The sequence below is a fragment of the Streptomyces radicis genome, from assembly GCF_003626575.1.
GTDB classification, from domain to species: domain Bacteria; phylum Actinomycetota; class Actinomycetes; order Streptomycetales; family Streptomycetaceae; genus Streptomyces; species Streptomyces radicis.
In genome coordinates this window covers 334747-361527 of sequence record NZ_RBDY01000003.1, presented here as the reverse complement: position 1 = coordinate 361527, position 26781 = coordinate 334747, and the positions used below count along the sequence as shown (strand labels likewise).

At 72.2% G+C, this 26781-nt stretch carries 24 protein-coding genes; 6 read left to right on the top strand and 18 right to left on the bottom strand.

All coding sequences use genetic code 11. From position 1 onward, the window contains the following. Positions 1-22: 22 nt before the first annotated feature. Entirely contained in the window at positions 23-1033 is a 1011-nt protein-coding gene (locus D7318_RS07230) for a metal ABC transporter substrate-binding protein (RefSeq protein ID WP_120696016.1), read from the bottom strand. 174 nt (positions 1034-1207) lie between these two features. Between D7318_RS07230 and D7318_RS07225 the strand changes: the two genes are divergently transcribed. Beyond that, the gene (locus tag D7318_RS07225) at positions 1208-2590 is read left to right on the top strand and encodes a glycine--tRNA ligase (RefSeq protein WP_113686354.1); all 1383 of its coding nucleotides are present in this window, start codon (positions 1208-1210) and stop codon (positions 2588-2590) included. Between the two features lie 57 nt (positions 2591-2647). Here the strand turns inward: D7318_RS07225 and D7318_RS07220 are convergent, their stop codons facing one another. Both D7318_RS07220 and D7318_RS07215 read right to left on the bottom strand, forming a co-directional pair. Further along, entirely contained in the window at positions 2648-3232 is a 585-nt protein-coding gene (locus tag D7318_RS07220; protein WP_120696015.1) for a TetR family transcriptional regulator, read from the bottom strand. 12 nt (positions 3233-3244) lie between these two features. Continuing rightward, the gene (locus tag D7318_RS07215) at positions 3245-4399 is read right to left on the bottom strand and encodes an aldo/keto reductase (protein ID WP_408055455.1); all 1155 of its coding nucleotides are present in this window, start codon (positions 4397-4399) and stop codon (positions 3245-3247) included. A gap of 56 nt (positions 4400-4455) precedes the next feature. On the opposite strand from D7318_RS07215, the gene dusB reads away from it, so the two are divergent. Then, complete coding sequence (gene dusB / locus D7318_RS07210) at positions 4456-5595, top strand: tRNA dihydrouridine synthase DusB (RefSeq protein WP_120696013.1); 1140 nt, start codon at positions 4456-4458, stop codon at positions 5593-5595. 126 nt (positions 5596-5721) lie between these two features. Here the strand turns inward: dusB and D7318_RS07205 are convergent, their stop codons facing one another. Beyond that, positions 5722-7638 carry an amylo-alpha-1,6-glucosidase gene (locus D7318_RS07205; RefSeq protein WP_120696108.1) on the bottom strand — a complete coding sequence of 639 codons (1917 nt, stop codon included), beginning with the start codon at positions 7636-7638 and terminating at the stop codon, positions 5722-5724. Further along, positions 7638-8978, bottom strand: a complete 1341-nt coding sequence (locus D7318_RS07200; RefSeq protein WP_120696012.1) for an MGH1-like glycoside hydrolase domain-containing protein — start codon at positions 8976-8978, stop codon at positions 7638-7640. Before D7318_RS07200 ends, D7318_RS07205 begins: the two co-directional genes overlap by 1 nt. A gap of 171 nt (positions 8979-9149) precedes the next feature. On the opposite strand from D7318_RS07200, the gene D7318_RS07195 reads away from it, so the two are divergent. Then, on the top strand, positions 9150-10370 hold the full coding sequence (locus tag D7318_RS07195) for an ROK family transcriptional regulator (RefSeq protein ID WP_120696011.1): 1221 nt from the start codon (positions 9150-9152) through the stop codon (positions 10368-10370). A gap of 114 nt (positions 10371-10484) precedes the next feature. Here the strand turns inward: D7318_RS07195 and D7318_RS07190 are convergent, their stop codons facing one another. The 4 genes from D7318_RS07190 to D7318_RS07175 all read right to left on the bottom strand — a co-directional run bounded on the left by D7318_RS07190 (position 10485) and on the right by D7318_RS07175 (position 13530). Then, a complete protein-coding gene (locus D7318_RS07190; protein ID WP_220729531.1) occupies positions 10485-12071 on the bottom strand; it encodes a polyamine aminopropyltransferase in 1587 nt (528 codons plus the stop codon). Next, positions 12068-12508: a DUF350 domain-containing protein gene (locus D7318_RS07185; protein ID WP_230423469.1), complete on the bottom strand. Its 441-nt coding sequence runs from the start codon at positions 12506-12508 to the stop codon at positions 12068-12070. Before D7318_RS07185 ends, D7318_RS07190 begins: the two co-directional genes overlap by 4 nt. A gap of 75 nt (positions 12509-12583) precedes the next feature. Beyond that, positions 12584-13009, bottom strand: coding sequence for a DUF4247 domain-containing protein (locus D7318_RS07180; RefSeq protein ID WP_230423467.1), 426 nt, complete (start codon positions 13007-13009; stop codon positions 12584-12586). Beyond that, positions 13006-13530, bottom strand: coding sequence for a DUF2617 family protein (locus tag D7318_RS07175; RefSeq protein WP_230423465.1), 525 nt, complete (start codon positions 13528-13530; stop codon positions 13006-13008). The genes D7318_RS07180 and D7318_RS07175 overlap by 4 nt, the downstream gene beginning before the upstream one ends. Positions 13531-13885: 355 nt before the next feature. Here D7318_RS07175 and D7318_RS07170 point away from each other — a divergent pair, with 355 nt between their 5' ends. Beyond that, positions 13886-14839: an ArsR/SmtB family transcription factor gene (locus D7318_RS07170; RefSeq protein ID WP_120696008.1), complete on the top strand. Its 954-nt coding sequence runs from the start codon at positions 13886-13888 to the stop codon at positions 14837-14839. Positions 14840-15058: 219 nt separating this feature from the next. On the opposite strand, the gene D7318_RS07165 is transcribed toward D7318_RS07170, so the two are convergent. The 7 genes from D7318_RS07165 to D7318_RS07135 form a co-directional block, all read right to left on the bottom strand. Next, a complete protein-coding gene (locus tag D7318_RS07165; RefSeq protein WP_120696007.1) occupies positions 15059-15493 on the bottom strand; it encodes a hypothetical protein in 435 nt (144 codons plus the stop codon). Positions 15494-15597: 104 nt separating this feature from the next. Next, positions 15598-16494 (bottom strand): oxidoreductase, encoded by an 897-nt coding sequence (locus D7318_RS07160; protein WP_120696006.1) that lies wholly within the window; start codon positions 16492-16494, stop codon positions 15598-15600. Between the two features lie 41 nt (positions 16495-16535). Further along, complete coding sequence (locus D7318_RS07155; protein WP_120696005.1) at positions 16536-18830, bottom strand: beta-xylosidase/alpha-l-arabinosidase; 2295 nt, start codon at positions 18828-18830, stop codon at positions 16536-16538. A 31-nt stretch (positions 18831-18861) separates the two neighbouring features. After that, the gene (locus D7318_RS07150; protein ID WP_408055454.1) at positions 18862-19764 is read right to left on the bottom strand and encodes a carbohydrate ABC transporter permease; all 903 of its coding nucleotides are present in this window, start codon (positions 19762-19764) and stop codon (positions 18862-18864) included. After that, positions 19761-20663, bottom strand: coding sequence for a carbohydrate ABC transporter permease (locus D7318_RS07145; protein ID WP_230423463.1), 903 nt, complete (start codon positions 20661-20663; stop codon positions 19761-19763). Before D7318_RS07145 ends, D7318_RS07150 begins: the two co-directional genes overlap by 4 nt. Before the next feature lie 8 nt (positions 20664-20671). Next, positions 20672-21982 (bottom strand): extracellular solute-binding protein, encoded by a 1311-nt coding sequence (locus D7318_RS07140; RefSeq protein ID WP_120696004.1) that lies wholly within the window; start codon positions 21980-21982, stop codon positions 20672-20674. Positions 21983-22173: 191 nt separating this feature from the next. Beyond that, positions 22174-23193, bottom strand: coding sequence for a LacI family DNA-binding transcriptional regulator (locus tag D7318_RS07135; RefSeq protein WP_120696003.1), 1020 nt, complete (start codon positions 23191-23193; stop codon positions 22174-22176). Between the two features lie 134 nt (positions 23194-23327). On the opposite strand from D7318_RS07135, the gene D7318_RS07130 reads away from it, so the two are divergent. Next, positions 23328-24737, top strand: a complete 1410-nt coding sequence (locus tag D7318_RS07130; RefSeq protein ID WP_120696002.1) for an endo-1,4-beta-xylanase — start codon at positions 23328-23330, stop codon at positions 24735-24737. A 130-nt stretch (positions 24738-24867) separates the two neighbouring features. Here the strand turns inward: D7318_RS07130 and D7318_RS07125 are convergent, their stop codons facing one another. Further along, positions 24868-25293 carry a Rid family hydrolase gene (locus tag D7318_RS07125; protein WP_120696001.1) on the bottom strand — a complete coding sequence of 142 codons (426 nt, stop codon included), beginning with the start codon at positions 25291-25293 and terminating at the stop codon, positions 24868-24870. Positions 25294-25419: 126 nt separating this feature from the next. Here D7318_RS07125 and D7318_RS07120 point away from each other — a divergent pair, with 126 nt between their 5' ends. Next, positions 25420-25929: a MarR family winged helix-turn-helix transcriptional regulator gene (locus D7318_RS07120; RefSeq protein WP_120696000.1), complete on the top strand. Its 510-nt coding sequence runs from the start codon at positions 25420-25422 to the stop codon at positions 25927-25929. 52 nt (positions 25930-25981) lie between these two features. On the opposite strand, the gene D7318_RS07115 is transcribed toward D7318_RS07120, so the two are convergent. Further along, complete coding sequence (locus D7318_RS07115; protein WP_120695999.1) at positions 25982-26701, bottom strand: TetR/AcrR family transcriptional regulator; 720 nt, start codon at positions 26699-26701, stop codon at positions 25982-25984. Positions 26702-26781 lie beyond the last annotated feature (80 nt).

Below are 26781 nucleotides of genomic sequence, written 5' to 3'. Positions count from 1 at the left end.
CCGCCGTGTGCGCCGCCGGGGGTCAGGCGGCGCCGAGCGCCAGGCGGAGGGCCTCCAGGTTGGCGCGCATGACGGCGAGATAGTCAGCGCCGGGGGAGTCCTCGGTGATTCCCTCGAGCGGGTCGAGGACGGCCGTGTCGATCCCGAGGTCGCCCGCCAGGGTCCTGGCCGTCTCATCGCTGACCAGGGTCTCGAAGAACACGGTGGTCACGCCGTCCGCCTCGGCGATCTCCTGGAGCTCCCGCATCCTGGCCGCGCTGGGCTCGGACTCGGGGTCGAGACCGGCGATGGACTCCTGGTGGAGGCCGTAGCGCTCGGCGAGGTAGCCGAACGCCGCGTGCGCGGTGATGAACGTGTCCGTCTCGGCCGTGGCGAGCCCCTCGCTGAACTCCTGGTCAAGCGCGGTCAGCTCGTCGGTGAGCTCGGCCGTGGCGCGCTCGTAGTCGGCGGCGTTGTCCGGGTCGGCGTCGGCGAGCGCGGCGCCCACGCCCTCGGCGATCTCGCCGTACTTCAGCGGGTCGAGCCACACGTGCGGGTCGAGGCCGCCCTCGTGCTCGTGGTCGTGCTCCTCCTCGGCGCCCTCGTCCTCGGCGTGGCCCTCGTCCTCGGCGCCCTCCTCCTCGTGGAGGGTGGTGAACGACGTGGCCTCGGCGACGTGCTCCGCGCCCGACTGCTCGATCGCGTCGTCCACGGCGGGCTGGAGCCCGGCCAGGTAGACGACGAGGCCGGCCTCGTGGAGTGAGGCGGTCTGCCGGGGGGTGATCTCCAGGTCGTGCGGCTCGGCGCCCGGCTCGGTGAGGGTCTCGACGGAGACGTGGTCGCCGCCGATGCGCTCGACCAGGAACTCCATCGGGTAGAACGACGCCACCACGCTCAACCGGCCGTCCCCGCCCCGTCCTTCGTCTCCCCCGCCCCCGCCGTCGTCCGAGCCGCAGGCCGAGAGGGCCAGCAGGCCGAGTGCCGTGGCACCGGCGGCCAGGGCGGGGGTGCGTATCCGGGAGCGCGAGCGGCGTCTGGCTGTCATGACAGCCATTTTCACTACAAATGGAAATGATTGTCAAATGGGTCAACGTCGGCCTGACGACAGGCCCGGTGGGAGGGGGGTGCCGTGGCCTGTCCCGATTCCCGTTACCGATTTGCTGCGGCCCCCTTGTACGCCGGTAACCTGAGGCAATTCCATGTCGTCCTTCGTCCTGAAGAGAGCACCGTGGCCGCCGACAAGATCGACACCATCGTCAGCCTCAGCAAGCGCCGTGGCTTCGTCTACCCCAGCAGCGAGATCTACGGCGGGCAGCGTGCCGCCTGGGACTACGGACCGCTGGGTGTGGAGCTGAAGGAGAACATCAAGCGCCAGTGGTGGCGCGCCATGGTCACCTCGCGCGACGACGTCGTCGGGATCGACTCGTCGGTCATCCTGGCCACGGAGGTGTGGCAGGCGTCGGGGCACGTCGCCACCTTCACCGACCCGCTGACCGAGTGCACCTCCTGCCACAAGCGCTTCCGCGCGGACCACCTGGAGGAGGCGTACGAGGCGAAGCACGGCCACGCGCCCACCGGCGGCCTCGCCGACCTCAACTGCCCCAACTGCGGGAACAAAGGCACCTTCACCGAGCCCAAGCAGTTCTCCGGGCTGCTCTCCACCCACCTCGGCCCGACGCAGGACTCGGGCTCGGTGGCCTATCTGCGGCCCGAGACCGCGCAGGGCATCTTCACCAACTTCGCCGCCGTGCAGCAGACGTCGCGCCGCAAGCCGCCGTTCGGCATCGCGCAGATGGGCAAGTCCTTCAGGAACGAGATCACCCCCGGCAACTTCATCTTCCGCACCCGTGAGTTCGAGCAGATGGAGATGGAGTTCTTCGTCAAGCCCGGCGAGGACGAGCACTGGCACGGGTACTGGATGGAGCAGCGCTGGAGCTGGTACCGCGACCTCGGCCTCTCCGAGGCGAACATGCGGTGGTACGAGCACCCCAAGGAGAAGCTGTCCCACTACTCCAAGCGCACCGCCGACATCGAGTACCGCTTCAACTTCCAGGGCTCGGAGTTCGGTGAGCTCGAGGGCGTCGCCAACCGCACCGACTACGACCTCAACGCCCACTCCAAGGCGTCGGGCCAGGACCTGAGCTACTTCGACCAGGAGGCCGGCGAGCGCTGGACCCCCTATGTCATCGAGCCGGCCGCGGGCGTGGGCCGCACGATGCTGGCGTTCCTCCTCGACGGGTACCGCGAGGACGAGGCGCCCAACGCCAAGGGCAAGATGGAGAAGCGCGCCGTGCTCGGCCTCGACCCGCGCCTGGCCCCGGTGAAGGTGGGCGTGCTGCCGCTCTCCCGGAATCCCCAGCTCTCCCCGAAGGCCCGCGACCTGGCCACCGCGCTGCGCCGGAGCTGGAACATCGAGTTCGACGACGCGGGCGCCATCGGCCGCCGCTACCGCCGCCAGGACGAGATCGGCACGCCGTTCTGTGTGACGGTCGACTTCGACACCCTGGACGACAACGCCGTGACCGTGCGCGAGCGTGACTCGATGAAGCAGGAGCGGGTCTCGCTCGACCAGATCGAGTCCTACCTGGGCGCCCGCCTCGTGGGCTGCTGACCCCCGCCCCTCCCGACCGGCGCCGGTCCGCCCCACCCGGGACGCGACCGGCGTCGCTCAAGAGGTCAGGCCGCGCAGGATCAGGTCGCGGACCGCCGCGAAGTCCGCGTCCACCGAGGGGTGGGACCACTGCGGGGCGTACGAGGGGTCGTGGAAGCGGGCCGTGGCCTGGAAGACCGCGCGGGCCGCGGTGTCGGGTCCCGAGGTCAGGCCGGTGAACGTGCCCTGCGCGCGGCCGTCCTCGATGATCCGGGCCAGCTGTCCCTCCAGGTCGGTGACATGTTGGTCCACCGCCTCGCTGTGCTCGCCGACGAGCGAGGTGTAGGTCGCGAACAGCTCGGGGTCGTCGCCCGCCTTGTGGCGCTTCGCCGTGAACAGGCCCGTCAGCCAGTCCACCAGCCGCTCCTCGGCCGGGCCTTGGCGCGCGACCACGGACTCCAGCTGCTCGGTGGTGCGGTCGAGCCAGCGCTTGGTGACGGCCTCGCGCAGCGCGGCCTTCGTCCTGAAGTGGCGGTAGACCGTGCCATGGCTGACGCCCAGGGCCCGTGCCACGTCCACCACGGTGGCCTTCGCCGGGCCGTAGCGCCGCAGCACCTCCTCCGTGGTCCGTAGGATCTGCTCGGGCGTCAGCGCCTCGGCCATGCCGTCCCTACTTCACTTCTCGCTGTCCAGGTGCCGCATCTGGGCCGCCGGATACCGCTCGCCCGCTATGGAGCCGGGCGGGAGGGCCTTGCCTATGGCGGCCAGCTCGTCGGTGTCGAGACTAACGCCCGGCGCGGCGAGCGATTCCGCCAGCCGCTGCCTGGTCCTGGCGCCCACGAGTGGAACGATGTCCTCGCCCTGGGCGAGCACCCACGCGATGGCCAGCTGCGCGACCGTCACGCCCTTGTCGTCGGCCATCTCCCGCAGGGTCTCGACCAGGCTGAGGTTGTGCTGGAGGTTCTCGGGGGAGAAGCGCGGGGACATGCCGCGGAAGTCGGTCGGCGACAGCCGCCGGTCGGGCGTCCAGTGCCCGCTGATCAGGCCGCGGGAGAGCACGCCATAGGCGGTGACGCCGATGCCCAACTCCCGCAGGGTGGGCAGGATCTCCCGCTCGATGTCACGCGAGACCAGTGAGTACTCGATCTGGAGGTCCGCTATCGGCGCGGTGGCCGCGGCCCGCCTGATCGTGTCGGCCCCCACCTCCGAGAGTCCTATGTGGCGCACATGCCCGCTCTCGACCAGCTCGGCGATCGCGCCGACCGTCTCCTCGATCGGCACGTCCGGGTCCGCCCGCGCGATGCGGTAGATGTCGATGTGGTCGGTGCCCAGCCGTTGCAGGGAGTACGCCGCGAAGCTCTTCACGGCGGCCGGACGGCCGTCATAGCCGACGAAGGCGCCCTCCGGCGTCCGCAGCGCGCCGAACTTCACGCTGACCAGGGCCCGCTCCCGCACCCCCGTCGGCGCCCTGCGCAGCGCCTCGCCGATCAACAGCTCGTTGTGCCCCATGCCGTAGAAGTCGCCGGTGTCCAGCAGCGTGACGCCCGCGTCGAGCGCGGCGTGGATCGTCGCGAGGGACTCGGCGCGGTCGGCCTCGCCGTAGAGCGCGGACATGCCCATGCAGCCGAGGCCGAGCGCCGAGACCGAGGGACCCGTGGCCCCGAGTCGGCGCGTGGGCGTCGCGGATGTCGCGGATGCCGAGGAAGTGGCCAGTGGGGAAGCCGGGGAAGCCGGGGAAGCCGGGGAAGAAGTGGCCGTCGAGGAAGCCGTCTCTGAATGCGTCATGCCCCCAGAGTGACCCATCAACTGACAGATGTCAATATCTGTCAGTCATGATTCTGTCCGCCCTCGCGCGGTCCCCCGCCCCGCCGGGGGACAATGGCCCCATGACGACTCCGCTCACCTATGGCCCGCACACCGTGGACCCGCCCGTGGTGCTGGCCCCGATGGCGGGCATCACCAACGCGCCGTTCCGGACCCTGTGCCGCGAGTTCGCGGCCGGGCGCGGGCTGTTCGTCAGCGAGATGATCACCAGCAGGGCCCTGGTCGAGCGGAACGACAAGACGATGCGGCTCATCCACTTCGACGCCGCCGAGAAGCCGCGCTCCCTCCAGCTCTACGGCGTGGACCCGGCCACGGTCGGGCGCGCGGTGCGGATGATCGCCGACGAGGACCTGGCCGACCACATCGACCTGAACTTCGGCTGTCCCGTCCCCAAGGTGACCAGGCGCGGCGGTGGTTCGGCGCTCCCGTACAAGCGCCCGCTGCTGCGCGCGATCCTGCGCGAGGCGGTCGCGGGGGCGGGCGGCCTGCCGGTCACGGTGAAGATGCGCAAGGGCATCGACGACGACCACCTCACCCATCTCGACGCGGGCCGCATCGCCGCGGACGAGGGCGTCACCGCGATCGCCCTGCACGGCCGCACCGCGGCGCAGCACTACGGCGGCCTGGCCGACTGGTCCGCGATCGCCCGGCTCAAGGAGGCCGTGCCAGGGATCCCCGTGCTGGGCAACGGCGACATCTGGTCCGCCGACGACGCGGTGCGGATGATGCGCGAGACCGGCTGCGACGGCGTCGTCGTGGGCCGCGGCTGCCTTGGCCGCCCCTGGCTCTTCGCCGACCTGGTGGCCGCGTTCGACGGGCGGGGGCCCGAGGGCTACACGCGCCCCTCGCTGCGCGAGGTCGCCGACGTGATGCTGCGGCACGCCAGGCTGTTGGGGGAGTGGCTCGAGGACGAGGCGCGCGGGGTGATCGACTTCCGCAAGCACGTCGCCTGGTACACCAAGGGGTTCTCCGTGGGCTCCGACCTGCGGGGCCGCCTGGCCGTGGTCGCCTCGCTCGCCGAGCTCGAGGACCTGCTCGGCACCCTTGACCTCTCCCAGGAGTGGCCCGCGGCGGCCGACGGGCCCCGTGGCCGCACCTCCGGCCGGAACAGAGTGGCGCTCCCCGACGGCTGGTTGGCGGACCCGTACGACGCGGCCGCGTGGGTGACCGCCGAAGCGGAGTCCGCGACCTCGGGAGGATGACGGCCTCGGCGCGCCGACCGCGTCGCACGCCCCGCACCGCACCGCACCGCCACGCCCCGCGCCCCGGACCGCACCGCCCCCCGCCCCGCACCGCCCGCCCCTCCCGGAAGGGGCGGGCGGTCCGGGTCAGCGCGCCGCCGCCGCGACGGTCGAGACCGCCGTGCGCAGGGCGAGCGGCGAGGCCGCCGCCCACGCCTGCGGCGAGCACGCGTGGGGATAGGGCACGGGGTCGGGGTGCTCGGCGCGGGCGTAGCCCGCGATCACCTCGGGCATTCGGTAGGCGTGCCGCTCGGCCATCGCGAGGAGGCCGCGCGCGAGCGTCGCCGCCTCCTCGTGCAGGCCGTACCGTGCGAGGCCGAGCGCCGCGATCGCGCTGTCGTGCGGCCACACGCTGCCCCGGTGGTACGACAGCGGGTGGTACGCCTCCTGACCCGCCGCCAGCGTGCGCACGCCCCAGCCGGTGAAGAACGCGGGCGACAGCAGGCGCCGCCCCACGGACCTGCCGCGCTCCTCGTCGAGGATGCCCGTCCACAGCAGGTGGCCCGCGTCCGAGCCGAGCGCGTCGACGCGTTCGCCCTCGCCGTCCAGGGCCAGCGCGGGGAAGTCCTGCTCGGCCAGCCAGAAGTCGGCGAGGAAGCGCGCCCTGAGCGCGTCGGCCGCCGCGTCGAGGCGGTCCGCGTACCTGGGGTCGTCCCAGGTCGAACGCGCCACGCGGGCCGTGCGGCGCAGCGCGTCGTACGCGTAACCCTGCGCCGAGGCCGCCGTGATGACGCCCTTGGCCGGGGTGCCGTCGGCGCGGCAGATCGCGCCGGGGGAGTCCTTCCAGCTCTGGTTCGCCAGGCCGCCCTCGTCGGCGCGGTACAGCAGGTAGCCGTGCTCGGCCAGGCCGCCCGAGTGGAACATCCAGTCCACCGCCGCCCGGGCGTTCCGCTCGAGGCGGTGGGCCAGCTTGTCGTCGCCCGTGGCCTCCGCGTGCGCGCCGAGCAGCACGAGGAAGAGCGGGGTGCTGTCCACCGAGCCGTAGTAACGCCCGTACGGCACCTGCCCGAAGTGGGCGAGCTCGCCGTGGCGCAGCTCGTGCACGATCTTGCCCGGCTGCGCGAGCCGGTCGGCGTCCTCGCCCGTGGCCTGCGCCGCGGCCAGCGCGAGCAGCGTCGCCGCCGCCGTCGCGGGGCGCGCGGAGAGCGCGAACAGCGAGGCGATCGCGGCATGGCGGCCGAGCAGCGTGAGGAACCACGGCACCCCCGCCGCCGGAACGCGCACCGGCTCGCCCTCGGGTCCCACCGCCGTCATGCGCAGCGCGGTCAGGTCGGCGAGGCCCTGCGCGCACGCGCGGGCGAGCTCGGGCCAGCCCTCGGGGACGTCCACCTCATCGGGCGCCGGGTCGTCGGGGAAGACCGCCGCCGACTCGGGGGCGCCGTACGGGTGCGCCACGACGCGCAGCGTCAGCTCGGCCGAGCCGTGCGGCGGCAGCTCGACGCGCCAGCACAGCCGCCGCGCGCCGCTGCCGGTCTCCTCGACCGCGTCGGGCGCGGGCTCGGCCGTCACGGCCGTGCGCGAGTGCCACTCACGGCGCCGGTAGCCGAACTCGACCCCGTCGGGGAGTAACGACCTGGTGCGCACCGCGTGGGGCTTCTCGTACCAGCGATGATCGGAACGCAGCTCGAACTGATCGGCGAAGTCCGCGTCGACGGTCAGGGCGAGCAGCGTGTCGCAGGGCGCGCCTCGGTTGCTGCTGAGCCGGATGCGCTCCACCAGGCCGCCGTCGCTCACGCGCTGCTCGCGGAAGACGGTCAGCGCGGGCGCCTCGGCGCGGCTGCCCGGCGGGGTGAGGACGCTGGTCGCGCTCGCGCCCGTGGACTCGGCGGGCATCAGGACGGTCGGCGTCGAGCCGTCCACGGTGAGCTGCCAGCGGCTGAGGTGCCGGGCGTCGCGCGCGAAGAGGCCGTGCGGGTGCGCGCCGCGCTCCCCGGTGATGTCCCCCGAAGGACCGACCGCGAGAAAGGTGCCGTCGTTGACGAGCAGGCAGTGGCCGGTCGTGATCAACGGACTACCTCCGCGAGCAGGTCGATGGTGAGGGCCGCGGTCCAGCTGAAGTCGCGGCTGCCCCTGGCCTGGCCGGTGAACGGGTCCACATACTCGGCGAACCCCGACTCCGCGGCCGCCCCCAGCAGGGTGGCGCGCAGCGCGTCGGCCCGGTCGGCCGCGCCGTGCAGGCGCAGGCCGCGCTCGAGCAGCCAGTTGACGTTGAACCACGCGGGTCCGCGCCAGTACCGGCACGGGTCGAACGCGTGGCCCTTGAGGTCGTAGCTCGGCACGAGCCGGACCGACCCGTCGAGGCCGAAGTGCTCGCCCGCCGCCGTGGCCAGCAGCGCGGTGGCGATCTCGTCGGGAAGGCCGGGAAGGATCAGCGGCAGCAGCCCGGCGGCGCTGCGCTCGCGCACCGTGCGCCCGGCGAGCACGTCGTGGCACAGGAAGAGGCCGTCGTCCTGGCTCCACAGCCGCTTGAGCAGCGCCGTCGTCAACTGCTCGGCGCGCACCTGGTGGTCGTACGGGTCGGCGCCGATCGCGGCCGCGATGTCGGCGAGCGCGTGCTCGGAGGCGGCCAGCAGGGCGTTGAACCCGGGATCTTCCACGGCGAAGCGGTGGCGGCCCGCGTCGTCGGCGTACCCGTCGTCGCGGTACCGCTCGGCGAGGCGGACATAACGCCCGTAGTCCAGGTCGGTGGGCCGGTCGGTCGCGCAGCCGTGGTCGAGGTCGGCGCGCTGGAACGTCGCGGTTGCGGCGGGCTCGATGCGGGAGAGCGGCGGGTCCCAGCACGGGCTGTTGTCCATGCCGGACTCCCACGGGTGGACGATGGACGCGAGCCCTCGCCCGCCGAGGTCGCGGCGCTCGGTGAGGTAGCGCTGCCAGGCGACGAGGCGGGGGTAGACGCGGGGGAGGAAGCCGCGGCTCTCGGACGCGGCGGGGTCGGCCTGGTGCACGAGCCAGGCGGCCACCGCGTGGATGGGGGGCTGCACGATGCCGGAGGTCTCCACGGCGGTCGGCGCCCCCGCGCGGTCCCCGGCGAGCGAGGAGCGCCAGAAGTCGGGGCTCGGGAAGTACGCGGTGAGCGGGACCGCGGGGTTGAAGACGATGTGCGGGACCCGGCCGTCGGCCCACTGGGCGGCGAGCAGCGACTCCAGCTCGCTCTGGGCGCGGACGGGGGAGAGATGGCGCAGGCCGATGGCGACGAAGCCCGAGTCCCAGCTCCACTGGTGTGGGTACAGGGTGCGCGAGGGGACCGTGGAGCATCCGGTCCAGTTGCCCGAGAGGACGCGGCGGGCGTCGTTGTATGCGATCGATGAGGGTCTCGGAAGCTGAAGTTGATCAGCGGTGTCCACGTGGGCTCCGGAGGAGGGCGGCGCGTTCGCTGCCTGGCGGACGCACCTGTCGTTTTGTCGAAGGTACCGCAGAGTTACGTCTACTTAACACGCAAAAGTACCGCTGTAATATCTCCTTCACAAGCTGAAGGGGGCGGGAATCCGAGATCCGGTGGGCCGGGAAGGCAGTCCATGAACCAGGCGAGCGCGGGACACCTGCTGCGTCTGATCCGCGGGGGTCAGGCGCGCACCAGGGGAGAGCTGCAACGGGTCACGGGGCTCTCCCGCTCGACCGTCTCCCAGCGCCTGGACCAGCTGTTCCGCGCGGGCTGGATCCGTGAGGCGGCCGGGGATCCGGTGGACGCGCCGACCGGGGGCCGCCCCTCGTTGCGCCTGACGTTCGACACGGGCCACGCCGTGGTCCTGTGCGCCGACCTCGAGACGCGCCACGCCCGCGCGGCCGTGCTCGACCTGGGCGGCACGGTGCTGGCCGAGCACTCGGGCGCGCTGATGATCAATCAGGGCCCCGACGAGGTGCTCGGGCGGCTGGCCCACTGGTTCGCGCTGCTGCTCGACAAGGCCGACGTGCGGGTGGACGCGGTGTGCGGGATCGGCCTCTCGGTGCCGGGGCCCGTGCACCCGGTCTCGGGCGAGGTCGTGCAGCCGCCGATGATGCCGGGCTGGGACCGTTACCCCGTGGCGCGGCGGCTGCGGGCGGCGCTTGCCGCCGAGCTGCGCTTCGACGGCGCCTCGCGCATACCCGTACTGCTCGAGAACGACGCGAACTTGATGGCCCTCGCCGAACAGCGGCGGAATTTCGCCGATTGTTCGGCGTTTCTGCTGATCAAGGTGTCCACCGGCATAGGGGCCGGGGTCGTGGTCGGCGGCGAGATCTATCAGGGCATCGACGGCGCCGCGGGTGATATCGGTCACATCAGGCTGAGCGAGTACGGGTACGCCCTGTGCCGCTGCGGCTTCTACGGCTGCCTGGCCGCGGTGGCCAGCGGGCGGGCGCTCGCCGAGCAGCTGACCGCGTCGGGCACGCCGACCGCGTCGGGCTCGGGGGTGCGCGACCAACTGGCCGTCGGCCACCCGGACGCGGTGCGGCTCGCGCGCGAGGCCGGGCGCCTGGTGGGCGGGGTGCTGGCCACCGTGGTCACGCTGATCAACCCCGGGGTGCTGATGATCGCGGGCGACCTGGCGGGGCCGCCGTTCCTCACCGGGGTGCGGGAGACGCTCTACCAGCGGGCGATGCCGAGGACCACGGCGTATCTCCAGGTGGTCACGTCGCGCCTGGGCGACAGGGCGGGCCTGGTCGGGGCGGCGGCGATGGTGGTGGAGTCGCTCTACGCCCCCGACAGCGCGGACCGCCGCCTGGCCGCCCTCGCGGCGACGACCCCGGCCAGGGCGTGAGCGGTCGGCGGCCCGACCCGCCGTGTTTCCACGGGGTTTCGGGGATGTTCGAGGCGCGTTCGCGATCCGCCGCCCTCGGTGGCGCGCGGCGGGGACACGGCCACCCGGTCAGGGCTAATCGAACTGCCACTCGCTCTGGGCGTATTCGATCACCGCCGGGTCCATCAGCGTGCTCGGTCTGACGTCCCGCTCGCGGCGGTCCAGCGGGAAGACCGTGGCGGCGCGCAGCACGGCGTCGTCGAGGAAACGCAGCTCCGGCGCGTCGGGGGCCAGCGCGAGCGGCGGCCCCGAGGTCGTGGCCCCCGAGCTGAACCCCGCGCCCCGCCCGTGGGGCGCCTCGTCGGTGGCGAGCACGAAGCCCCAGTTGCCGAAGCTCGGCACGTCGACCTGGTACGGCGTCGTGGACAGGCCCGCCTCGCGCAGCGTCGCGTCGATCGACCAGTAGGTGCGCGGCGCGAAGAACGGCGAGCCCGCCTGCACCACCACGCGCCCCTCGGGCGCCAGCACCCCGGAGAGCATCGCGTAGAACTCCACCGAGTACAGCTTCGCCGTCGCCGTGTCCTCCGGGTCGGGGAAGTCGACCAGCGCCGCGTCGAAGCCGCCGGGCGCCTCGCGCAGCCAGGTGAACGCGTCCTCGTTGACCACCGTGACCCTCGGGTCGGCCAGCGCGTCGCCGTTGAGCTCGCGCAGCGGGCCGTACTCCTCGGCCAGCCCGGTCATCGCGCCGTCCAGCTCGACGAGCGTGACGCGTTCCACGTCGTCGTAGCGCAGCACCTCCCGCAGCGCCAGGCCGTCGCCGCCGCCCAGGATCAGCACGTCGGAGCGGTCGCCCGCGAGCGCGGGGTGCGTCAGCGCCTCGTGGTAGCGGTACTCGTCGAGCGACGAGAACTGGAGGTCGCCGTTGAGGAAGAGCCGCAGGTCCTCGGCCTCGGTGAAGCCGAGCGAGCGCGTGATCACGATCTCCTGGTACGGCGTGCGCTCGGCGTGCACGATCGGGTCGCGGTACAGCCGCTGCCGCGCGGTGACCTCGATGTCCTCCGCGTACGCGTACACCACGCCGAGGACCGTGAGCACGGTCGCCATCCCGGCGAGCAGCCCGCCGCGCACCACCGCGCGCAGCTGGCGCCTGAAGATCCACACGACGGCCGCCATGCCCACGACCGCGTTGACCGCGCCGACCACCAGCGCGCCCTTGAGCTGCCCGAACGTCGGCAGCAGCAGGAGCGGGAAGGAAAGGCCGCCGACCAGCGCGCCCAGGTAGTCGACCGCGAACATGTCCGCGACCGCGCCGCCCGGCTCCTGCCGCCTGATGCGCTGGAGCATCGTCATCAGCAGCGGGATCTCCGCGCCGATCAGCAGCCCCACGACGGACGCGACGACGATCATCGCCGGGGTGTAGATGTTCAGCCACGCGAACATCACGTAGAGCAGCAGCACGGAAAGGCCGCCGACCAGCGCGAGGATCCCCTCGACCACGGCGAACGCGCCGACCGCGCGCCGTTGCAGGGGCTTGGCCGCGAGCGAGCCGAAGCCCATGGCGAAGACCATCACGGACAGCACGAGCGAGGTCTGGAAGACCGTGTTCCCGATGAGGTAGCCGCCCAGCGCGACCAGCGCGAGCTCGTACGCCAACCCGCAGGCGGCGCACAGGAAGACGGTCAGCAGCAGAAGGAACCGCGCCAGCCTGGGGCGCGGACTCACGACAGCGCCGCGCCGACCATGAGCGCCGTGCCGAGGTACACCGCGCCCTGCACCCACGCGGCCGGGTGCGGGCGGCCGTCCTGGTCCTCGAGCACGCGCGCGCCCATCGGGCCGGGCGTGATCGCGCCGACCACGAGGAAGACCAGGGTCATCACGACGACGCCCGCGAGGCCGTAGAGGCCGGTGGAGAGCAGGCCGTAGTCGAGGCCCGCCTCGGACTCGCTCGCCCTGATCGCCTCGGCGACGATCCAGCCAACGCCCGCCATCTCCGAGCCCAGCACGACGGCCGCGCCCTTGTTGCGCTCGGACCAGACCACCTTGAACAGGTGCCCCGGCGTCACCAGGTCGAGCGCGACGAACGCCACCGCCATGACGGCGAAGCCGACCAGACCGTAGAGCACGGCCTGCCCGGCGGACTCGACTATCTCTTCCACCATGTTGTTCCCACTCCGTACTCTCTCGTCGCTTCCTCGTCCGGTCCCTTACGTTTCCGCCACGTGCCCCAGCCGCCGTCACTTGCCCGAGCCGGGGCCGCCGCCCCTGAAGTCGCCGCCGCTGCTGCTCTGCGAGACGGGCCACCGGCCGAGGTGGGCGCTGTAGCGCGAGCGCATGCGGTCGTAGTCGCCGACCTCGATCTCGCTGCCGCCCACGGTGCTCGGGGCCACCGCCACGATGTCGTCGTCGTACCAGAGGAAGACCATGTCCTCGCTCGTGACGCGGTCCTCGGGGCCCCGCTCGTCCTCGATCTCCCCGGCGACGCGCGTCGGGAGATCGGCCGGGTCCGCGTAGACATCGGTCCGCACCCGGTCGTACGTGCTGGCTATCCAGGCGCGCGGCGCGTCGTCGTCGTCGCCACCGCCGCAGCCGCTCAGCAGCAGCGCGCCCGCGACGGCCGCCGCCGCGACGATCCTGGTGCGCTTCACGGGAGTTCGCTTCACGGGCCCTCCAGCCGAGTCCGGGTTTCCACGATCTGGCCCGTCTGCGGGTACGCGTGCCAGGTCTGCCAGATGATGACGTCCGCCTCCCGCCGCGCGGTCAGGGCGGTGATGGCGTGGGGGGAGCCGGGAAAGACGCCGCACAGCGCCCCTGGGCGGTCGGCCGTCGCGCGGCGCAGCCGTGCGGCCTCGGCCGCGAACGCCTCGGGCGCGTGGCGGTGGACCCGCGAGCCGAACCGGTAACGCCACCCCTCGACGTCCCGCTCCACCGAGGGAGGCGGTCCCCCGCCCGGCTCCCCCGGCAGACAGGCCAACGTCTCGGCGACGGGCCCGGCGAACACCTGGTGCGACGCGCCGAGCAGCCGCAACTCCAGGGAAACGCCGCCGAGTTCGATCCGGCTGACGGCCAGAGCCGGGCGCGCGGGCAGTCCTATGGCGAACGACAACTGCTCGGCGCTGGTGTCCAGATAGGGCGTCGCCAGGCGTATTCCGCCCACGCCGACGCCCCCGCGCTCGGCGGCCAACTCGACTCCCCCGCCACTCGTTCCCCGGTGATTTCGGCGCTGAGTATGGCACGGGAGCATGCCAACTCCGGGGCGCGGTTACACCATTGGGACATGGTGGGGCCACCGTGGCGTCCGGCACACGCCCGGAGGACGCGCCGTGGCGGAAGAAAGGTCCCCTCAGCTGCCCTCGGCGTGTCTGGTAAACAGCGGTGGCGAAGCGGAGCCGACGCTGTTCCCCCCGTACCGGGCGGTGCCGGACGGCCCCACCTTCGCGGACAACCGGGCCATCGGGCGAATCATTTCGGCGTAGGCTGAAACTCCGTGGTCAATGGGGTGGGGTGATGCAAGCGTTGTTGCACAAGGAGGGCGCTCGGTGCTGCGGATCCATCTCACCGGCGAGGACCTGGCCCGCATCCGCGTCGCGGACCGTCCCGATCCGCTGTGGGAGACGGTGCTCAGCACGCACCGCTTCCGCGACCGGCGCGGGGCGCACGTCTACGGCGGCTGGCGCGAGGGCGCGCGGCGGCGGCTCGGCGCGCTGCCCGGCACGTTACGCGCCCTGATACCGCCGACGGGTTACTTCCCGGACTTCCTCAACCCCCCGCAGGCGGCCGACAGTTGGGACAGCGGCCTGGACGCGCTGCGCGCCACGCCACGGCGCCGCCTGGCCGCCGAGATAGCCCGCCTCGACCCGGCGACGCCGTTCCACGGCTGGCTGCGCACCCTCGCGGGCGGCGACCGTGAGGCCGTCGAGCAGCTGGCCACCGACCTGGCGCGCTACCACCGCACCGCGCTCCAGGCCGACGCGTCGGTGTGGGCCCGGGTGCACGCCGACGTGGCGGCGGATCGCGCGGTCCGCGCCCGCGACCTGATGTCGGGCGGCGCGCAGGGCCTGCTCGAGGGCATGCGCCCGGTCCTGCGCTGGAACGCCCCCGTCCTGGAGGCGCCCTACCCCGTGGCGCGCGACCTCCACCCGGGCGGCCGGGGCCTGTTGCTCGTCCCGTCCTTCTTCTGCTCCCGCCGCCCGGTCACCTACGCGGACGACGGCCAGACCCCGGTGCTGGTCTATCCGATCGAGCACGCGCCTCCGACGTCCGGCAGCCCGATGGCACTTCCGCGCCTCCTCGGCACGACGCGCGCCCGCGTCCTGCGCTGCATCGGCAGCGGCACGACCACGGGCGAGCTGGCCCGCAGCGCCAACGTGTCCCCGGCGTCGGCCAGTCAGCACGCCCGCGTCCTCCGCGACGCGGGCCTGATCCACTCGACGCGCAGGGGCAGCGAGGTGCTGCACACCCTGACGCCGCTCGGCCTGGAGCTGCTGACCTAGGGCCTGTCTGACAATCCCCGGCGGGCTCGCGACGACTGGCATCCCGCCTGGCTGCGTTGCCGAATCGCGCGAGTACGGCCAAGTACGAGCTGCGATCCGGCGCCTTGCCAGGCGGGCGCCATCCGCCGCTCGCTGATCCACCGGGAATTGTCAGACAGGCCCTAGCGCGGCACTGGGCGGTGGGAGTGGGAACGCCGTGGACGAGGAGAACGGAACGCCTCACCCGGCGCCGTGCCCCTGGCACGGCGTCATCTCGAGAGCGCCCGCGAGGAACGGTTGGATGAGGCGGGAGAGCGCCTCCACGGACTCGGCGTCGTCGCCCGGGTGTTCGGCCTCGACGATGACGCGCGGCTCCCTGATGGAGGGCTCCCCGCTCGGGCCTTGCACGGTGCAGGGTGCGATGGCCTTGGCCACGCCGGGCCAGACCAGCGCTTCGTGGTCTCCCGGCACGTTCTCGGCGTCGTCCAGGCTGAGATCACCCAGCTCCCACCGGTCGAACGAGCCGGTACCGGCCGCGTCCGCCTCGACGAAGGCCTCGCCGTCCACGGACAGTTCGCAGCCCCGAAGGGGCCCGTGGGCGTAGTCGTCGAAGGACCGATCGACGTCCAACTCGGAGCCGTTGGGGAACAGCGGCGCGTAGAGATCCTCGTCCATGTCGACACCGCAGAAATCACCCATCATCCCCCGACGGAACGACCCACGGAACGACCCCGCGGAACGACCCGCGTACAGGGCGACGCTACGCCGTCGGGCGCGGCTCACCCCTCCCACCGCACCCCCGTGAGCTCCTCGGACGCCCGCCACAGGTGGGCCGCCGTCCTGGCGTTGCGGGTCCAGGGGGCGCGCCAGGGGCCGCCGGGGCCGCCCCTGGGGGTGCGCGCGCCCAGCACGCTCGGGCCCGTGAACGAGTCGGGGGCGATCGCCGGTGCCGTCGCCGCGTACAGCGACGGCGTCGCGCCCACCTCGGGGGGCGCGGCCACCAGGCGGTGGGCGAGCCGCGTGGGCCGCCCGCGCCGACCCCGCGCGGGCGGCCCCGGGTCGGCCCAGCCGGGGTGGACGGCCACGGCCACCACGTCGCGGCCTCGCAGGCGGCGGGCCAGCTCGTGGGTGAAGAGGAGGTTGGCCGTCCTCGATCGGCCGTATGCCACCCAACGCCGGTAGCGCCGCTGGGAGTTGAGGTCGCGCAGATCGACGTCGGCGATGAGGTGGAGCAGGCTCGACACGGTGACCACGCGGGATCCGGGCGAGGCGACCAGGCGGTCGAGGAGCAGTCCGGTCAGGGCGAAGTGCCCCAAGTGGTTGACGCCGAAATGCATTTCGAAGCCGTCGGCCGTCTCGGCATAGGGAACGGCCATCAGCCCGGCGTTGTTGATGAGCAGGTCGAGCCGCCGGTCGCCCCACTCGAGCGCGAACGCCCGTACGGAGGCCAGGTCGGCGAGGTCGAGGAGCTGCATCTCCGCCCGGGCCTCGGGGACTTCGCCGAAGAGGCGTTCGAGCGCGTCCTGGCCGCTCCGCTGGCTGCGGCAGGCCAGGACGGTACGGGCGCCGCGCCGGGCGAGCTCGCGGGCGGTGACATAGCCGAGTCCGCTGCCCGCGCCCGTCACCACCGCGGTGCGGCCCTTGAGGTCGGGGATGTCGCGTACGGTCCAGCCCATGGCCCCAGGGTAGGCCGCGACCGCGGTGGGTGGCGAGCCGCTTACCCTCCGTTCATGCGCACGGTCGCCGGGCAGCGCAGGCGGCGTTCGTGGCCCACATGGCGCTCGGGCCCCGTCAGGGTGAGCGGGACGGAGTGCCGCGGGTCGCGGCTCGACGCGGCGAACCGCAGTTCGAGGGCGCCGGGTTCGACCAGGTGGCGGCCGTTCCCGAGGCTGTAGCCCGCGAGTTCGGCGTGGAACGCGAAGCCGACATCGGCGGAGGCACCGGGCGCCAGGTCGACGCGGGCGTAGCCGACGAGCCGGTCGACCGGGCGCGCGGTCCTGGCCACCGGGTCGTGCAGATACAGCTGGACGACCTCGGTCCCGGCCCGCTCGCCGGTGTTGGTGACGGTGACGGTGACGGTCGTCTCGCCGTCCGTGTCCACCGCGTCGGCGTCGGCCCGGGCGTCGCTCCAGGTGAACTCCGTGTAGGACAGGCCGTGTCCGAACGGGTAGAGCGCGCCGGGGTCGATGTTGCTGGCGTCGCCGAGCTGTCCGAGCGGCGGCGCGAGATACGTCCACGGCTGCGCGCCGGTGTGCCGTGGCACCCCGACCGGCAGCCGCCCCGACGGGTTGATCCGTCCGGAGAGGACCCCCGCGACCGCGCCGCCGCCCTCCTCGCCGGGGAAGAACGCCTGCACGCAGGCGGCGAGGCGATCGGCCCACCGGCCCAGCGCATACGGCCGACCGGTGAGCAGCACCAGGACCACGGGAACGCCGGTGGCCAGCAGCTCGTCGAGCAACGCCCCCTGCTCGTCGGGGAGTTCCAGGTCGGTGGCATCACATCCCTCGCCCGATGTGCCGCGCCCGAAGAGCCCTGAGCGGTCGGCGGCGACCATGACGCACACGTCCGCGTCCGCCGCGTCGGCTGGCCGCGTCACGAGGTCGATGTCCGCGTCGGGCAGCTCGTCGCGCAGCGCGTCGAGCGGGGTCCTGATGGCGACGCCCACGGGCAGCTCGGGGTGGCGGACGCCGACGTGCCGGGGGAAGGTGTAGCAGCCGAGCAGCGGCGCGACGTCGTCCGCCAGCGGCCCGGCCACCGCGATGCGCCCGCGCGGCGCGAGCGGCAGCGCGCCCCCTTCGTTGGCGAGCAGCACCACCGACTCCTCGGCGATGCGCCGCGCCACCTCGCGCATCGCGGGCGGGTCGAGGTCGACGGTGCCGCCGTCCACGAGCGCGGGCGGCTCGGGCGACCAGTCCGGGTCGAGCAGGCCGAGCTCGGCCTTCTGGCGCAGCACGCGCAGCACCGCGCGATCCACCAACTCCTCGGCGACCTCGCCCGATTGGACCGCCTTGAACAGCGGGGTGCCGTAGCAGCGCTGCGCGGGCAGCTCGACGTCGACGCCCGCGGCGAGCGCGAGCGCCGCGGCCTCGGCGGGGGAGCCCGCGACGCGGTGGGTCAGCTCGAGGAAGGAGACGGAGAAGTAGTCGGAGACGACCGTTCCGGTGAACCCCCAGTCCTCCCGCAGGAGTTGGGTGAGGAGCACGGGGTCGCCGCTGGTCGGCACGCCGTCGATGTCGTGGTAGGCGGACATGACGGAACGCGCCCCGCCCTCGCGCAGCGCCATCTCGAACGGCGGCAGCACGACGTCGGCCAGCTCGCGCGGGCCCATCGAGACCGGCGCGTGGTTGCGGGCGCCGCGCGAGCTGGCGTGTCCGGCGAAGTGCTTGAGGGTGGAGACGATCCCGGCGGACTCCAGGCCCTTCACATAGGCGGTGCCGACGGTGGCCACCAGGTAGGGGTCCTCGCCGATGGTCTCCTCGGTGCGGCCCCAGCGCGGGTCGCGCGTGACGTCGAGGACGGGGGAGAGGCCCTGGTGGACGCCGACGGCGCGCATCGAGTCGCCGATCAGCCGGGCGGCCTCCTCGATCAGCTCGGGGTGGAAGGAGGCGCCCCAGGCCAGCGGGGTGGGGAAGATCGCGGCCCGCCACGCGGCGAACCCGGTCAGGCACTCCTCGTGGACCAGCGCGGGGAGGGCGAAGCGGTTGGCGGCGACGATCTTCCGCTGGTCCTCGGCGAGTGCCCGCGCCTTCTCGGCCGGGTCCACGGGGGCCGTGCCGAACGGGCGGGTCAGCTGGCCGAGGCCGTGGGGCAGCAGGGCCGACAGGTCGGGGGACCCGGAGTTGACCTGGCTCTGCATGGGCGCCACGTCGGCGTCGTCGTCCTGCCCGGCGTCCGAGCCCGGCCAGAGGCCGACGAGCTGGGCGAGCTTCTCCTCGAGGGTCATGACGGACAGCAGCTCCGCGGCGCGGGTGTCGGCCGGGAGCGAGGTGTCCTGCCAGGGGCGGTGGTGCATAGGGCTCCTTGTCGGATGCGGACGGCGCTGGTCAGCGACCGCCGACGCCCATCAGGCCGTTGATCAGCTGCCTGCGGGCGAAGAGATAGGCGGTGAAGATCGGCACGATCGACAGGACCACGGCCGCGAGCAGCGACGGGATGTCGGTGCGGAACTCGCCGACGAAGTCGTACAGGCCGAGGGTGAGTACCCGGGTCTCCGGTGACTGGGTGAGGATCAGGGGGAAGAGGAAGCCGTTCCACGCGTTGAGGGCGGAGAAGACCGCGACGGTGGAGATGCCCGCCCTGGAGACGGGCACCACGAGCTGGAGAAGCATGCGGACCTGGCTCGCGCCGTCGAGAGCCATGGACTCGTAGAGCTCCTCGTCGATGTCGCGCATGGTGCCGACCAGGATGAGCACGCCCACCGGCAGGGAGAACGCCGCGGTGGGCAGGATGATCGCCAACAGCGTGTCGTACAGCTGGAGTTCGGTGATGATCAGATAGACGGGGATGATCACGGCCTGGGAGGGGATCGCCAGGCCGAGCAGGAAGAGCTGGAACACCCGCCGCGAGAGCCGCGATCGGGTGCGCACGACGCTGTAGGCGACGGTCACGGCGAGCGTCACCGCGATGGCGGCGCACGCGACGGTGACGACCAGGGTGTTGAGGAGGTAGCGAGGGAAGTCGCCCTCGAGCACGGTCCGGTAGGCGTCGAACGTGATCTCGTCGGGGATCGAGAGCGGGCCGTTCTCCAGGTACGACTGCCGCGTCTGGATCGTGGAGACGATCAGCACATACAGCGGCACCACCACGATGCCCAGCCAGATCAACGCCGCGAGGCCGCCCGGGTAGTTGGCGCGCGGCAGGCGGAACGGCCGCCGGGCGCGGGGGCGTTCGGCCCGCGGCCCGTCGTCCGCCAGGCGCGGGGGCCGTTTGTCGATGGTGCTGGTCACATCCCCTCCCGGGTGCTGCGCATCCTGGTGAACCCGGTCAGCCGCACCAGCAGCAGGGACGCCGTGGTGGCCACGACGACCAGGGCGCAGGCGATCGCGCTCGCGTAGCCGAGGTCGAACGCCGCGAAGCCGGTGTCGTACATCAGGTACGGCACGATCTCGGTGGCGTCCCCCGGGCCGCCGCGGGTGAGGATCAGGACGGTGTCGAAGTAGGTCAGCGCGCCGACGACCATCAACACCGTTGATGTGACGATGGTGTTGCGCAGTTGGGGCAGCGTGATGTGGAAGAACTGCCGTACGGTGCCCGCTCCGTCGATCGACGCGGCGTCGTAGAACGAGCGCGGGATCTGCCGGGCGCCGCCTTGGTAGATGAGCATGTGGAACGGGATGAACTGCCAGCCCGTGACGAAGAGGATCGCCGCGAAGGCGCCCCGCGAGCTGCCGAGCAGGTCGGCGCTCTCCAGGTCGAACCAGTCGGCGATGTCGGCGGCGAGGCCGAAGTTGGGGTCGAAGATGGTGCGCCACAGCAGGGCGAGCGCGACGGACGAGGCGAGCAGCGGCAGGAAGAAGACGGCCGAGAGCACGGCCCTGTTGCGCTGGCGCCCCGCCGCCCACACGCCCAGCAGCAGCGTGATGGGGGTCTGGGTGAGCCAGGTCAGCGCCGTCAGTAGCAGGCTCAGCCAGACGGCGTTGCGCATGCCGTCGTCCTCCCAGAGCCTGGTCCAGTTGTCCAGGCCCGTCCAGGAGGGGTCGCTCAGGCCGTCCCAGTCCGTGAAGGACAGATAGGCGACGATGCCCATCGGCGCGGCGGCGAAGAACGCGAAGAAGAGCACGCCCGGGATCGCCCAGGCGATGCCTGGGCGACCGGCGCGCGGAGCTTTGGACGTCTGCGGCTTCACGGGGCGCCCTACAACTCCTGCATGGAATCGACGAATTCCTGTGCGCTCAGCTGTCCGCTGAACAGCTGGTCGATGGCGTCGATCATCGGGGCCGACTGGGAGGCGGGCAGCGCCTGGTCCCAGGAGAGGGTGAAGCTGGCGGCGTTCTCCACCATGTCGTACTGGAACTGGGCGAATTCGGGGTTCGGGCTGCTGCCGATCAGGTCCACGGCGTTGGAGGTGGTGGGGATGTCGCCGTTGTCGATGAGCGCCTGGGCGTAGTCCTCGTCGCCGTGCAGCTTGAGGAACTCGACGGCGGCGTCGAGGCGTTCGCCCTCCACCTGGGAGTTGACCGACCAGTAGTTGGTCGGGTTGCCGACCACCGAGGAGGGGTCGCCCACGCCGTCGGGCAGCGTCGGGAAGGTGGTCCAGGCGAGGTCGTTCTCGGCGAACTCCGGCTGGTTGGTGAGCTGGTTGGAGTACTCCCAGCTGCCCATCAGGTGCATCGCGGCCTCGCCGGAGGCGAAGAACGTCGGGGCGCCGTCGTTGGTGGTGGCCACGGAACGGAAGTCGTTGCCGAACGCGCCCGAGTCGACCAGCTCGACGACGGTCTCGGCGGCGTAGAGCATCGCCGGGTCGCCCCACGCGCTCGCGTCGCCGTTGCGGATGCGGTCGAAGACCTCGGAGCCGCCCTGGCGGTCGAGCAGGTACTCCAGCCACATCATGTTGGGCCAGATGTCCGCGCCGCCGAGCACGACCGGGGTGATGTCGTCCCGCTGGAACGTGTCCACCGCGGTGAGGAAGTCGTCCCACGTCGCGGGGGCTTCCAGGCCCGCCTCGCCGAAGAGGGTCCGGTTGTAGAAGAGGATGACGGGCTGCACGCCGCGCATCGGGACGCCGTAGTAACGCCCTTCCACCGCACCGGCGTCGAGGATCGTCGGGATGAACGCGTCCTGGAACTCCGGGTCGTCGTCGAAGTAGGGCGTGAGGTCCACCAGCATGTCCTCGGCCACGAAGTCGCTGATGGAGCCGCCGCCCCAGTTGAAGAAGACGTCCGGCGCGTTCGGCGTGCCCATCGCCGTGCGCATGCGGTCCTGGTAGCTCTCGCCGGGTATCTGGGTGAGCTCGATGTCGATGTCGGACGTCTCGTTGAACCGGTCCACGAACTCCTGCTGGATCGTGGACGAGCCGTCCTGGTAGACCCACACCTCCAGCGTGTCACCGCCGCCGCCGGGTCCGTCGCTGCCGCACGCAGCGAGGGTGGGGGCCGCCAGCGCGAGAACGGCCGCAGCCGCCAGGGTTCTGGGCCGCCGGGGTCGCCACGGATCAGAGCTTCGCATCGCACACCTTCCGGAAACTCGCCGAAAATTATCGGGCAGGTGCCGGGGAAGTTACGGGGGCGGTGCCCTTCGCGTCAACGGTGCGTACGACAACAAGTCGATTAAGCCGCGTGCGGAGTTGGGTGGGGAGTCGGGTGGGGAATCGAGTGGGGAGTCGGGCAAGGCCCCTCGTCCGGGGGCCCCGCGGCCCCTCAGCGGCGCTCGGGCGGCGGGGCGCTCGACGCCCTCACCACCAGCTCCGTCGCCAACTCCAGCCTGGGCGAGTCCAGTTCCTCGCCGCGCGCCTGACGGAGCACCGTGCGGGCCGCCACCTTGCCCATCTCGGCCAGCGGCTGACGCACGGTCGTCAGCGGCGGAGCCGACCACTGCATTTCCGGAAGGTCGTCGAAGCCGACGATCGAGACATCCTGCGGAACGCGGAGACCGCGCTGCCGCAGCGCCTCGATCGCGCCCATCGCCATCTGGTCGCTCGACGCGAAGACGGCCGTGGGCGGGTCGTCGAGCTCCATCAGCCGCCGGCACCCGGTGAACCCGGTCTCGTGGTAGAAGTCGCCAGGCACCATGAGCGACTCGTCGATGGCCACCCCGGCCGACTCCAGCGCCGCCCGGTAGCCGTCGAGCCGCGCCCTGCTGCACAGCAGCCGCGGCGGCCCCGCGATGAACCCGATCCTGCGGTGGCCGAGTTGGAGCAGGTGCTCGGTGGCCGCCAGGCCGCCCGCCCAGTTGGTCGCCCCCACGGTCGGCGCGTCGAGCGCGAGCGTGCCCGCCGGGTCCACCACGACGATCGGCACGCCGAGCCGGTGCAGCTCCTTGTGGAGCACCGGCTCGAGCGCGGAGGTCACCAGGATCACGCCGTCGGAGGCGCGCGCCCGCAGGTTGGTCATCCACTGCCGCGCCGCCCCCGCCCTGTCGTGGATGGCCGAGACGACCGTGCCGACCCCCGAGGCGTGGGCGACCTCCTCGACGCCGCGGATGATCTCCACGGCCCACGGGCTGTCCAGGTCGTTGAAGACGAGGTCGAGCAGCGCCGCCCGGTCGCCAGGCGCGTGCGTGCGCCGCCGGTAGCCGTACTGCCGCAGCAGCTCCTCGACCTTCGCCCTGGTCTCGGGTGCCACGTCCGAGCGCCCGTTGACCACCCGGGACACGGTGGGCACGGAGACCCCCGCCTCCCTGGCGATGGCGGTGATCGTCACCTTGCGTTCCCCTGTCATGGGCACCTCTTCCGATGGGCTTCCGCTGTCCGGAAGTTTTTCAACATTATTCCGGAAGGGTTGACGCGTCCACGAGCGGCCCATACAACGGTGCTCGTCAGCCTGCGGGGGCATGACAGTGAAAGGGGTACTTCATGCTATCCCTGGTACGCAGAGCCGCAGTCGTCTTCGCTGCCGGGGCCTTGCTCTCCGGCGCGACGCACGCCGGTGCACAGGCCCAGGATCCGTCCACCACCCAGGCCGCCACGCTGCGTGAGGCGGCCGAGGGACAGGGGGTGTTCGTCGGGACCGCCGTCAACGACGGCCGCCTCAACGACTCCCGTTACAGCGGCATCGCGAGTGACGAGTTCAACAGCGTCACCGCGGAGAACGTCATGAAGTGGGAGACGCTCCAGCCGTCCCGCGGCCAGTTCAACTACGCGGGCGGCGACCGGCTGGTCGACTTCGCCCAGCAGAACGACCAGCAGGTCTGGGGCCACACCCTCGTCTGGCACAGCCAGCTGCCCAGCTGGGTGTCCAACGGGGGCTTCAACGCCACCCAGTTGAACCAGATCATGGTCGACCACATCACCGATGTCGCGGGCCGCTGGGCGGGCGACATCGCCTACTGGGACGTGGTGAACGAGGCGTTCAACGAGGACGGGACGTTCCGCCAGTCGGTCTTCCAGACGACGATCGGGCAGCAGTACATCGCCAACGCCTTCCGGGCCGCGGACGCCGCCGACCCGAACGCCAAGCTCTGCATCAACGACTACAACATCGAGGGCGACAACGCCAAGAGCGACGGCATGTACGCCCTGGTGCAGAGCCTGCTGAGCCAGGGCGTGCCGATCGACTGCGTCGGCATCCAGTCCCATCTCATCCTGGACCAGATCCCCGGCACGATGCAGCAGAACATGCAGCGCTTCGCCGACCTGGGCCTCGAGGTCGTGATCACCGAGCTCGACATCCGCATGAACACGCCGTCCGACGCGACGCGACTGGCCCGCCAGGCAACGCAGTTCGGGCAGGTCGTCGGCTACTGCCTGGCCGTCGACGGCTGTTCGGGCGTCACCGTGTGGGGCATCAGCGACGCCGACTCGTGGATCCCCGACGTGTTCCCGGGCCAGGGCGCGGCGTGCCTGTGGGACGACAACCTCAATCCCAAGCCCGCCTACGACGGCGTCCTCACCGCCCTCGGCGGCACACCGGGCGGCGGCGACCCCGACCCCGACCCCGACCCCGACCCTGAGCCCGGCGACTGCCGCGCCACCTACCAGGTGACAAGCCGCTGGAACAACGGCTCCGTGGTCAACGTCAGCGTCACCGTCGGCGCCGCGGTGAACGGCTGGACGGTCGGCTTCGGCCTGCCAGCGGGCTCGGTCACCAGCTCGTGGAACGCCGATGTCACCCAGAGCGGCACCAACGTCACGGCACGGAACCTGTCGTACAACGCGAACGTCGGCGCCGGACAGTCGCTGAGCTTCGGCTTCCAGACCAACAGCGGCACGCAGTACGCCACTCCGCAGGTCTCCCTCAACGGAACGGCCTGCACCGCCGCCTGACCGCACCGACCCCGTTGCCCGGGGCGGCCACCGCCGCGGAGCGGTGGCCGCCCCGGGCCAAGGCCTGTCCGGCGGATCATGCCGATCGACGGCCTCGGCGACTCCGGTGCGGTCGGTGGAGGCGATGGTCTCAGCTCCCGGAGCCGACGATGGCGGTGACGCGGATCTCCACGCGCATGGCGGCGAGGCCGAGGACCGTGACGCCGGTCTCGGTCCAGATCGGCGCGCGGCCGTCGAGGCGACGGCGGAACTGCTCGGCCATGACCGCGTTGTGGTCGTCGCCGATGACGTCTTCTCCCGGTGCGACCTTGTGGTAGGAGTTGACGTGGATGACGTCCTTCCATGTCGCGCCGACCGTGGCGAGCGTGCGCTCCACGTTGTCGAAGGCCTGGATGATCTCGTCCTCCAGCGAGTCGGGGATGACCAGGTCGTCATCCACCCCGGCCTGACCCGAGATCTCGACCCGGTCGCCGACGCGGACGGCCGCGCTGTAGCCGAGGGCCGCGTGCAGCTTCTCGCCGTAGCCCGGAGTGATGCCGAAGGTGACGGTGCTCATGATGCTCCCACTTCCTGTCCACAGGGGTGCGTTTCCTCCTGATGAGTTCACGCGTAAAGTGAGACTAGCATGCGATGGCTTCAAGCGTAAAGTCATTGCGGATGTCGTCGGAGAGGCGGGAGAGCCATGAACAGCACGGGAGGGCCCATGAGCGGCGCGGGCGAGCACGAGGACGACGAGGAGCTGCGATGGCTCGACGAGCAGGAGAAGGCGGCGTGGACGGGGATGATCTCCCTTGTCCTGCTGCTGCCAGGCAAGCTGGAGTCGCCGCTGCGCCAGGAACACGGCCTCACCCTGTTCGAGTACCTCGTGCTCAGCCACCTCTCCGAGGCCCCGCGGCGCACGCTGCGGATGGGAGAGCTCGCCTTCCTCGCCAGCGGGTCGCTCTCCCGCCTGTCCAACGTCGTCAAACGCTGTGAACAGCGCGGCTGGGTCGTACGGACACCCGACCCGGCCGACGGCCGTTACACCCTCGCCGAACTCACCGACGCCGGCTTCGACATCGTGCGTCTGGCGGCGCCCACCCACCTGCGCGCCGTGCGCCGCGTCGTCCTCGACTCGCTCAACAGCGCCGATCAGAAGGCCCTCGTCCGCATCGCGCGGAAACTCCGCATCGTCCCCGACGACTTCGGCTGACAGCCGTCCCACGCGACGCCCCGGGGCGAGCGGGCGCCGAGCCGGGCGGCGCCTAGTGCGGGGGGACCTGGCGCGGGGGGAGGCCCGCCCCCTCGGCGAGCCGCCGCGCCTGGTGCGTGAACAGCTCGGCGCGGGAACGTTCGATCACCCCCGTGAACTGGCCGAACACCTCGAAGCCCACCAGCCCGACCAGCTGCGCCCAACTCGCCACCACCGCCGCCATCGCGGGCGCGGGCACCCCGGGCGCGTGCTCCGCGACCAGCGCCGCCGCCTCCCGGGCCAGCGGCTCGGGCAGCGGCCCCCCTGGCACAGGCCCGAGCAGCCCGTCCTCCACCGCCTCCCGCGCGACCCGGGCCAGCGCGAACGGGACGCGCCCGCCGGGCGCGTTGGTGTCGGGGGGCGCCGCGTACCCGGGCACGGGCGTCCCATGGATCAGCGCGAACTCGTGCGGATGCGCCAGCGCCCAGGCGCGCACGCCCGCGCACACCGCCACCCAGCGCTCGGCGGGCGCCGAGCGCGGCGCCGCCTCGAGCGCCCCCTCCGCCGCCTCGCCCAGCGCGTCGTACGCCTCCACGATCAGCGCGGTCAACAGGTCGTCGCGGCTGGGGAAGTAGCGGTAGAGCGCCGATGAGACCATGCCGAGCTCGCGCGCGACGGCGCGCAGCGACAGCTTGGCCGCGCCGTCCACGGCGAGTCTGCGCCGCGCCTCGTCCATGATCGCCGTGGTCACCTCGCGCCTGGCCCGTTCCCTGGCCCCCTGGATCGCCGTCATGGGGCGCAGTCTAGCCAGCGAGGGGAGCGGCGTTCAAAAAGGAGAGCAGTGCTCTTGCTTTTGGTCGCCGCTTCCGGCAG